We start from the raw sequence: 8768 nt of genomic DNA on the forward strand, positions 1-8768 counted from the left end.
AGAGGACCCTGCAGACCATCGACAACCCGTTCGGCACGAGGTTGTCACCCATGTCTTAGGTACAAACTGTTACCTATGTCTTCGGGCTGTACACAAAGGAACTGGCGGAGAGAGTGGGATTCGAACCCACGGAGAACTTGCGCCCTCGACGGTTTTCAAGACCGTTGCCTTAAACCACTCGGCCATCTCTCCAAACCATTGCAGCCGCTGTGCTATTTGCCTGGTCCGATACGGTCGGATCGGCTGGTGCGCAGGGCTTGCAACCATCTGGTCACGAGTGCCGCGTTTATAGCTTTCCCTAGCTCGCCGTCAACGCCGCGAATCTTAAACAAGATGAGAAACGCCCAACATCGTCATTGGGCGGCAAGTGGCGCATCCGGCTTCGGCGAACCGGTTGGCAACACTGCGCTGCAACCCTGGCGCACGCAATCGCCGATCTGCACGGCGCTTCGACAACGCTGGAAGACAACAAACCCGGCTCCTGCCATCGGAACCCAAACAGCCAATGAGGCCGCTTCAGCTGTCGAAGTGGATTATCTTCTTGTTATGTTTTTTGTCATAATGACCTGAAAATAATAGCTTTCTTACGCTGCGACGCTGCGCTTGTTCTGCCACGGCGAACTTGGTTGAAGTCAAGTTACTCGAGGGCAAGCGCCGTAATTGTGCCACAATCTCGCCCGTTTCGGACCACAGTCGATTAATAGGCTGGCAAGCATTACCTGCGCACATAGGGGACTGGGGATACGTGCGCGAGCTGACTCCACATAAGCGTAACGGCGCTGCGCCTTTGGCGGCGCCGGAGTAGACTGGCAGGGGACTTCACGACAATGCAGAACTCGACGCGGACGCGTTTTGGGCGCGCAGCCACGGTCAGCATTCTCGCAGCAACGGTGGTTTTCATTGCCGGCTGCGCCTCCCAGAAGCCGACCTCCGTCGCCAGCAAGAAGCGCTCCAAGGAGTATTTCGCCGAGTCCGAATATGGCGTGAAGGCAAGCCCGCGCGTGACGACAGCAATGTCGAACCTGCCGCGCGGCGGCGGCCGGGACCAGACCGGCAAGCCCTACAAGGTGCGCGGCAAGTGGTACTACCCAAAGGAAGACAAGAATTACGCCGCGATGGGCCCGGCCTCATGGTACGGCGACGCCTTCCACGGCCGTCTGACCGCCAATGGCGAAATCTACGACATGACGCATCTGACCGCGGCGCATCCGACCATGCCGCTGCCGAGCTATGCGCGCGTCACCAACACCAAGAACGGCTCATCGGTGATCGTGCGCATCAACGATCGCGGACCCTATTCGAACGACCGTGTCATCGACCTCTCCAAGCGCGCCGCCGAGATGCTCGACTATGCCCACAGCGGCACGGCCAATGTGAAAGTCGAATATGTCGGTCGGGCACCGCTCGACGGCCGCGACGACCAGTACCTGCTGGCGTCCTACCGCCCGGGCAAGGGCATGGCCGATCCGATCAATGACGGCTTGCCGGCTGGCGTGATGATTGCCATGAACGGTCCGACGCCGAGCGTCGGCGTCGGCCAGGCGGCAGCCTTCCCGGGCACGATGACCACAAACGCAGCGCCTGCAATGATCCAGCAGGCCAGCGCGCCAGCCAACACGCTTGCCGCCCAGGCGGTCCAGTTCGAACAGCCGGCTGTGGCTGCGCAAGGGCAGGGCATCGTCGACGTCGTGCTGCCGGATTTCGGGCCGATCGCGCCTGAACGTCCCGACGGTATGATGGTGCCGCAAACCCGCGTGGCGCTCGCCACCATGGGCTACGCCAGCGAAAGCGAGAGTGCTGCGACCCGCGCCTTCGACGCACTTGCAGGCAATTCGATGACGTCGAGTGACATCGTCGAGTCTTGGAAACGCCTCAATCCCGGGCCGCGTGCCGAGCAGAAGCTGGAAGCTTATGTCGCAGCCGGCACGTTCGAGGACAGCGCAGAAGCCCAGCGTATCGCGAAGGCGCTATCGGCTTACGGTCGTACCCTGGTCGAGCAGTCCGACTTCGAAGGCAAGACCTGGTATTCGGTCGACCTTTATCCCGATGGCAAGACCTCGATCGACGCCATGCTGAAGGCGGCCTGGTCGCATGGCGCACCCGACGCGTTTGCGGTTCACGATTAAGGCATTCGCGCCTGCGGAGCTGTGGCTATCTGCCCCGCCACGGTTGATCCCATCGATCGAAGACTGATAGGTTCACGACGCTCGACCGGAACGGGGCCGAACGGGGCAGTATCTCTCATGAATTTCAGACTATCCGCTCCGATCAGCTTGATGATCGGCTTGCTTGCAGCGCTTGCCTTCACAGGACAGGCTGAGGCTCAGCTGTTCGAAACGAAGGCCACCCAAGCCTACATGATCGATGCCGAAACTGGCACCGTGCTGTTTTCGAAGGATCCCGACAAGCCGATGGCTCCGGCTTCGCTGGCCAAGCTGATGACCATGGAGGTGGTGTTCAACGCCATCAAGTCGGGCCGCTACAAGCTCGACGACACCTTTGCAGTGAGCGAAAACGCCTGGCGCACCGGTGGCGCCGCATCGCGCGCCTCGACGATGTTTGCCGCGGTCAAGTCGCAGATCCGCATCGAGGACTTGATCCAGGGCGTTACTGTACAACTCGCCAATGACGGTTGCATCGTGCTTGCCGAAGGCATGGCCGGCTCGGAAGCCAATTTCGCCCTGCAGATGACCGAACGCGCCCGCGAGATCGGGCTTCAGAAGTCGACATTCGTCAACTCGACGGGCCTGCCGGCGCCCGGCCAGACCACCACCGTGCGCGAGCTTGCCACGCTCGGCCTGCATATCTGGCGCACATATCCCGAGTTCTACCGCTATTACAGCCTACCGGAGTTCAACTGGAACAAGATCCTGCAGCGCAACCGCAATCCGCTGATCACCATGGACATCGGCGCCGACGGCATGGCGGCCGGATTCACCGAAGGCGAGGGTTTTGCCATCGTCGGCTCGGTCAACCGAGAGGGCAGGCGGCTGTTTGCCGCCATGGCCGGCCTTGCCAGCGACCGCGAGCGCTCGGAGGAAGCACGCAAGCTGCTCGACTGGGGCATGCGATCCTTCGAGAAGTCGGAGATCTTTGCCGCCAACGAGACAGTCGGCGAAGCGCAGGTGTTTGGCGGTACCAGATCGCATGTCGCGCTGGTGGCCCAGAAGCCGATCTCGCTGTTTTTACCGATTACCAATCGCGAGCGGCTCGTGGCACGCATCGTCTATGACGGCCCGGTGGCAGCTCCGATTGCACAGGGAACGCCGATCGGCTCGCTCAAGGTCTGGATCGGCGACACGCTGAGCCAGGAAACCCCGCTCTATGCCGCAGAGGCTGTCGAAGTAGGTTCACTGCAAAGCCGTGCCCTCGACGCGGTCAAGGAACTCGCGGTCGGCTGGCTCAGATAGTTCGGGTGGACCTTTGCGGCTCTCGACGCTAGAGCTTCGGCACCTACATAAGATATGCCGTGAGGCCGTTCGTGCGGCATGACGTGCGGTGCAGCGGACAGAAAGGCATTGGTTTGGCGCGCGGCTTCTTCATCACATTCGAAGGCGGCGAGGGCGCAGGCAAGTCGACCCAGATCGAACGCCTGGCCAGCAAGCTTCGCGACAAGCGCTATGACATTCTGGTGACGCGTGAGCCCGGCGGCTCGCCCGGAGCCGAAGCGGTGCGCCATGTGCTGCTGTCGGGTGCCGCCGAGCCATTCGGACCGGAAATGGAAGCGCTGCTGTTTGCTGCCGCGCGCTCCGACCATGTCGAGCAGGTGATCCGACCGGCCGTCGAGCGTGGTGCCATCGTGCTGTGCGACCGCTTTCTCGATTCGTCGCGTGTCTACCAAGGGGTTACGGGCGACCTCGATCCCGACTTCATGGCGGCTGTCGAGCGCGTGGCAATCAATGGCATGATGCCCGACATGACGCTGATCCTCGATCTCGACCCAACCGAAGGCCTTCGGCGCGCCACTGCCAGGCGCGGACAGGATGTGGCCGACCGTTTCGAGAAGGAGACCGTCGAGATCCACCAGCGCCGGCGCGAGGCCTATCTGGCAATTGCCGAGAACGAACCTGAGCGATGCATCCTGATCGACGCATCGAGGGATCAGGAAGAGGTCGAGCACCAGATAACCGACGCCGTCTTCGCCGCCCTCGAGGCGCGCGCTACTGCCGGCAGCCGGGCCAGGGCCGACGCCTGATGTTCGAACGGATCGCCCCCGAACAACACGACACGCTCGACGGCATTGCCGAGCCGGCCGAAAACCCGCGCCTGTTCGGCCATGAACAGGCGGCCGCGATGCTGACCGCGGCCTATCGCTCGGGCAAGCTGCCGCATGCCCTTATCCTCGCCGGCCCGGTAGGCATCGGCAAGGCGACACTGGCCTTTCACCTCGCCAATCATCTGCTGCGTCATCCCGACTATCGCAGCGCGCCCGAAGAGCTCGCGCATCCAGACCCGAAGTCGGGACTGTTCCGCCAGGTTGCCACCGGCGCGCATACTTCGGTGCTGCACCTGACGCGGCCGCAGAACGACAAGACCAAGGGTTTCAAGTCGGTCGTGACAGTCGACGAGATCCGAAAAGTGTCGCGTTTCCTATCGATGACCTCGCATGATGGCGCCTACCGTGTCGTCATCGTCGATCCGGCCGACGACATGAACACCAATGCCGCCAATGCGCTGCTCAAAAACCTTGAAGAGCCGCCGGCGCGTACACTGTTCGTCCTGATCGTCCATGCGCCCGGCAGTCTGCTGCCGACGATCCGTTCGCGCTGCCAGACCATCCGCCTGACCCCGCTCGACGACAATGCGCTGCTGGCAGCCCTTGCCGGCACCGATCAGCCGGCGCCTGACGAGCCGGAGGCGCGCGCGGCGCTGGTGCAGCGGGCAGGGGGCAGCGTGCGCGCTGCCATCCTGCTCACCCAGTATGGCGGGCTGGAGATCGCCGAAGCGCTTGACAGGATCGTGCGGTCCGGACGCAACGACATCGGCGCCGCGCACAAGCTCGCCGATGCGGTGGCGGGCAGGGACAGCGCCATCCAGTTCGACGTCTTCAATCGCCGCGCGCTCGACCTGCTGGCGGATACGGCGACGCAAGCTGCCTACAACTCCGACCTTTCACGGGCCAACGCCTTGTCCGATGCTTGGCACGACGCGCAAAACGCGATATCCGAGACCGAGACCTACAATCTCGACAAGAAACAACACGTCCTGGCCATGATCGACCGCTTGAATGCCGCATTGCGAATGTGACGCTCGTCCGAGCCGGATGGCAAACGCCATGCCGATGCGTTATCTGACCGCGACCCTTTCAATCCGACATTCATGACGGCCCACCCATGTCCCGCGAAAAATTCTACATCACGACCGCGATCTCCTATCCCAACGGCAAGCCGCATATCGGCCACGCCTACGAGCTGATCGCAACCGATGCTCTTGCCCGCTTCCAGCGCCATGACGGCAAGGATGTTTTCTTCCTCACCGGCACCGACGAGCACGGCATCAAGATGCTGCAGACGGCCAACCGCGAAGGCATCACCGCACGTGAACTGGCAGACCGCAATTCGAACGAATTCAAGAAGATGGCAACACTTCTGAATGCGTCGAACGACGATTTCATCCGCACCACCGAAGAGCGTCACTATGCTGCCTCCCAGGCGATCTGGAAGGCGATGGCTGACAAGGGCGACATCTACAAGAGCAGCTATGCCGGCTGGTATTCGGTGCGCGACGAAGCCTATTACGGCGAGGAAGAGACCGAAGTACGTCCCGACAATGTGCGCTATGGCCCGCAGGGCACGCCGGTTGAATGGGTCGAGGAGGAGAGCTACTTCTTCCGCCTGTCGGCCTATCAGGACAAGCTGCTTGCGCTCTATGACAGCAAGCCCGACTTCATCGGCCCCAACGAGCGCCGCAACGAGGTTGCGAGCTTCGTCCGTTCGGGTCTGAAGGACCTGTCGATCTCGCGCACGACATTCGACTGGGGCGTGCCGGTGCCCGGCGACGACAAGCACGTGATGTATGTCTGGGTCGACGCGCTGACCAACTACATCACGGCGCTCGGCTATCCGGACACCAGCGCCGAGAAGTGGGCTTACTGGCCTGCCGTTCATATCATCGGCAAGGACATCGTCCGCTTCCATGCCGTCTACTGGCCGGCTTTCCTGATGTCCGCCGGCATCGAGTTGCCGAAGCGGGTGTTCGGCCACGGCTTCCTGTTCAACCGCGGCGAGAAGATGTCGAAGTCGCTCGGCAACGTCGTCGATCCGTTCACCATGGTCGAGCATTATGGCCTCGACCAGGTGCGCTACTTCCTGCTGCGTGAGGTTCCGTTCGGCCAGGACGGCAGCTACAGCCACGAGGCAATCGTCAACCGCACCAATGCCGATCTCGCCAACGACCTCGGCAATCTTGCGCAGCGCTCGCTGTCGATGATCGCCAAGAACTGCAATGGCGTGGTGCCGCAGCGCGGCGAATTGGCGGAGGCCGACAAGGCGATCCTCGACCAGGCCGTGGCGGCGCTGGCGACGGCGCGCAAGGCAATGGCGGAGCAGGGCATCCACCACGCCCTCGCCGCGATCTTCGCCGTCGTTGCCGAGGCCAACCGCTACTTCGCGGCACAGGAGCCCTGGGCACTAAAGAAAACGGACCCGGCGCGCATGGAAACGGTGCTGTGGACCACGGCCGAGGTGATCCGTCGCGTCGGAATCATGTGCCAGCCGTTCATTCCGGCCTCGGCGGCGAAGCTGCTCGACCTGCTTGCCATCACCGACCGGGACTTCGTCCATGTCGACGCCGCGCATGCGCTGGTCTCGGGTGCGGCACTGCCGGCACCGCAGCCGGTGTTCCCGCGCTATGTCGAACAGGCAGCGGAAAGCTGAGGCCGGCAGAAATGTTGGTCGACAGTCATTGCCATCTCGACTTCCCCGATTTCGCCCAGGAGCGCGCCGATATCATCGCGCGCGCCAAGGCGGCGGGCGTCGAGCGGATGGTCACGATCTCGACGCGCGTGAAGCGCTTCGAACAAATCCTTGCGATCGCTGAAGAATTCGGCGAAGTTTTCTGCTCCGTCGGCACCCATCCGCACAACGCTGCGGAAGAACTCGACGTGACGACCGCAGATCTGGTCCGGCTGGCACAGCACCCGAAAGTTGTGGCGATCGGCGAGGCCGGCCTCGATTATTTCTACGACAAGTCGCCGCGTGACGCACAGGCGCAGGGCCTGCGCGTCCATATTGCAGCGTCGCGTGAAACCGGATTGCCGCTGGTCATCCACGCCCGTAACGCCGATGACGACATGGCTGATATCCTCAAGGAGGAAACAGGGAAGGGTGCCTTCCCCTTCATCCTGCACTGCTTCTCGTCAGGGGCCGAGCTGGCGCGCATCGGCGTCGCGCTTGGCGGCTATGTCTCGTTCTCCGGCATCCTGACGTTCAAGAACTCGGCCGAGCTGCGCGAAATCGCCAAGGACGTGCCGCGCGACCGGCTGCTGGTCGAAACCGATGCGCCATACCTTGCGCCGCCGCCGCATCGCGGCAAACGCAACGAGCCGGCCTTCGTGGCGCAGACGGCTGCAGTGCTGGCCGAAACCATCGGTGTCAGCGCAGCTGAAATCGCCGACATCACCACAGCCAACTTCTTCCGGCTGTTCACCAAGATGCCGAGGCCAGCCTGACGCCATGGCCGACGTGCTGCGCCTTACCATTCTGGGTTGCGGCTCGTCGCCAGGGACGCCGCGCATCACCGGGGACTGGGGCGCCTGTGACCCGACAAACCCGAAGAACAGGCGCACCCGCGCGGCCGCCATGGTCGAGCGCATTTCCGACACCGGCGTCACGCGCGTCGTCATCGACACGGGGCCGGATTTCCGCGCCCAGATGCTGGCCGCCGGCGTTCGCCACATCGACGGCGCGGTCTACACGCACCCGCATGCCGACCATATCCACGGCATTGACGACCTCCGGGGCTATGTGCTCGAGCGCGGTAGCCTCGTTGATATCTGGGCCGACGTTTTCACGCTCGACAGGCTGAAACAGGCATTTGGCTACTGCATCGAAACGCCGCCGGGCAGCTCATACCCACCGATCGTGCGGCCGCATGCGATCGCGCACGACCAACCATTCGTCATAACGGGAGAGGGGGGTGCCCTCACCTTTCTGCCGCTGCCGCAGATCCATGGCGACATCATCTCGCTCGGCTTCCGTGTCGGGCCTCTGGCCTATTGTTCCGACGTCAGTGACTTCCCTGATGCGACGGTCACATTGATGATGGGCCTGGAACTGCTCGTCGTCGACGCCTTGCAGCATAGGCCGCATGTCAGCCATCTGTCGCTCTCGGAGGCGTTGGAGTGGATCGGGAAGCTCAAACCAAGCAAGGCCGTGCTGACCCATATGCACGTGCCGCTGGACTACGCCGCCGTCATGGACGCCACGCCGGCACATGTCGAACCGGCCTATGACGGCATGACGATCGAAATGCCATTTCCGACAGAGTGATAAGCTGACAGTTTGACGCGCGCCTGAGTGGCATCGCAGCCGGCCAATAACGCGCATTGCGGCGAATGCGTCCAAGCCGATCGTCAGCCAAGCTTGCAGAGACGACCGGGAACAGCAAAAACCCAGCTAATCAGCGTTTCTGAAAGGTAGACTTGTTCCATAATCTATCTTATGCGACTTAAATTTGTAGCGCCATTTTAGAGATGCGACACATGAGCCGGTTAGAGATGCGACAGTCGTCGCCTCTTGGGATGCTGGTCAAATGTCAGCGTTTGGAAG

General features: G+C 62.3%; 8 protein-coding genes and 1 tRNA gene. 8 read left to right on the forward strand and 1 reads right to left on the reverse strand.

From position 1 onward, the window contains the following. Nucleotides 1–102: 102 nt before the first annotated feature. Nucleotides 103–192: transfer RNA gene (locus tag HNQ95_RS32970), tRNA-Ser, on the reverse strand. A gap of 141 nt (nt 193–333) precedes the next feature. Between HNQ95_RS32970 and HNQ95_RS32975 the strand changes: the two genes are divergently transcribed. The 8 genes from HNQ95_RS32975 to HNQ95_RS33010 all read left to right on the forward strand — a co-directional run bounded on the left by HNQ95_RS32975 (nt 334) and on the right by HNQ95_RS33010 (nt 8489). Further along, nucleotides 334–570 carry a hypothetical protein gene (locus HNQ95_RS32975; RefSeq protein WP_182585861.1) on the forward strand — a complete coding sequence of 79 codons (237 nt, stop codon included), beginning with the start codon at nt 334–336 and terminating at the stop codon, nt 568–570. Nucleotides 571–827: 257 nt separating this feature from the next. Next, complete coding sequence (locus HNQ95_RS32980) at nt 828–2126, forward strand: septal ring lytic transglycosylase RlpA family protein (protein ID WP_182576229.1); 1299 nt, start codon at nt 828–830, stop codon at nt 2124–2126. 150 nt (nt 2127–2276) lie between these two features. After that, the gene (locus HNQ95_RS32985; RefSeq protein ID WP_067961938.1) at nt 2277–3410 is read left to right on the forward strand and encodes a D-alanyl-D-alanine carboxypeptidase family protein; all 1134 of its coding nucleotides are present in this window, start codon (nt 2277–2279) and stop codon (nt 3408–3410) included. Nucleotides 3411–3523: 113 nt separating this feature from the next. Beyond that, entirely contained in the window at nt 3524–4195 is a 672-nt protein-coding gene (gene tmk / locus HNQ95_RS32990; RefSeq protein WP_067961936.1) for a dTMP kinase, read from the forward strand. After that, nucleotides 4192–5247, forward strand: coding sequence for a DNA polymerase III subunit delta' (locus HNQ95_RS32995; protein ID WP_067966526.1), 1056 nt, complete (start codon nt 4192–4194; stop codon nt 5245–5247). The genes tmk and HNQ95_RS32995 overlap by 4 nt, the downstream gene beginning before the upstream one ends. Nucleotides 5248–5333: 86 nt before the next feature. After that, entirely contained in the window at nt 5334–6875 is a 1542-nt protein-coding gene (gene metG, locus HNQ95_RS33000; RefSeq protein WP_182576231.1) for a methionine--tRNA ligase, read from the forward strand. 11 nt (nt 6876–6886) lie between these two features. Beyond that, nucleotides 6887–7669 (forward strand): TatD family hydrolase, encoded by a 783-nt coding sequence (locus HNQ95_RS33005; protein WP_182576232.1) that lies wholly within the window; start codon nt 6887–6889, stop codon nt 7667–7669. A gap of 4 nt (nt 7670–7673) precedes the next feature. Continuing rightward, entirely contained in the window at nt 7674–8489 is an 816-nt protein-coding gene (locus HNQ95_RS33010; RefSeq protein ID WP_182576233.1) for an MBL fold metallo-hydrolase, read from the forward strand. The last annotated feature ends 279 nt before the right edge of the window (nt 8490–8768 follow it).

This window comes from Aminobacter ciceronei, assembly GCF_014138625.1.
Classification (GTDB): domain Bacteria; phylum Pseudomonadota; class Alphaproteobacteria; order Rhizobiales; family Rhizobiaceae; genus Aminobacter; species Aminobacter ciceronei.